Annotated in this window: 1 protein-coding gene; it reads right to left on the bottom strand. The window is 59.9% G+C overall.

What is annotated here, in order from left to right:
* Nucleotides 1-302 (bottom strand): hypothetical protein (locus tag CG51_RS18820; RefSeq protein ID WP_035747664.1); only part of this gene is annotated, 302 nt, incomplete at its 3' end.
* Nucleotides 303-848: the final 546 nt, after the last annotated feature.

The raw sequence follows: 848 nt of genomic DNA, 5'->3' as shown, positions 1-848 counted from the left end.
GTGGCCAGCCGCACCTCTCTCCAGCACCAATGGTTTGTGGCCGGGACAGTCCGCGTCACGCTCCACCCACCGCTACTGATCGTGCCCGCGGGCACCCAGCCAGTAACAACCTCTCCCCCATCGCCGACGAGGCGGAATTCGACCGCCATACCATTGAGACTCGCGTGAGCGGGGCCGGAGAAGGTCACCGGCCTTTGCTTGCTGTTGATCTGCGTATCCCCGACCAGCCCATAGACCCAGCCGTCCATCTCAAGGTATGGAACGCCATTCTTGATCGAAGGGTACGGGTCGTGGTCCAGCATGCCGGGTGTTATGCTCCCTTGAGTTGTATACTCTCCAGAAAGGGGATGCAGCATTCTTACGCTGTACCCCCTCCCAGACATTAGCGATGCGAGGGCGGTGGAGGTCGTCAGCTTGCTGGAAGATATCCCGGCATCCCTCAGCCAATAGCGATAAGTGGGCATGGGTCAGACTCCAATCTGGGGAAGGGATTTCAGTGTTGCCCAATGCTTGCGCCACAGTCTCATCCCCCAAGGTTCGATGGCGTTGTCGAAGCGGTTGATGTCCGACTTGAATGGGTGTGCAAAGGCGTAGTCCGGGAATGGCCACGTGCCTTTCGGTTCCCCCACTGCGGGGAGGGTGTACTCCGTATATCGTACAAGCGGCCTCCAAGTCGGGTTGGCGATCCCAAGCGCTTGACAGCAGAGCAGGACGTCAGACCCTGTGACTAGGTTCCTATACCCCCCGCCTGCATCCATGTGGGGGCCGTCTTGCCTTTGATAGCTGGAGGCGGTTTCTCGCCATCTTATTCCCCAGTTTGGATCCCCGGCAGACAGGAGCCCGGCCCC

The organism is Haematobacter missouriensis (assembly GCF_000740775.1).
Classification (GTDB): domain Bacteria; phylum Pseudomonadota; class Alphaproteobacteria; order Rhodobacterales; family Rhodobacteraceae; genus Haematobacter; species Haematobacter missouriensis.
Note: the sequence above shows the minus strand (reverse complement) of the source record. Positions and strands in the feature narration are given on the sequence as shown.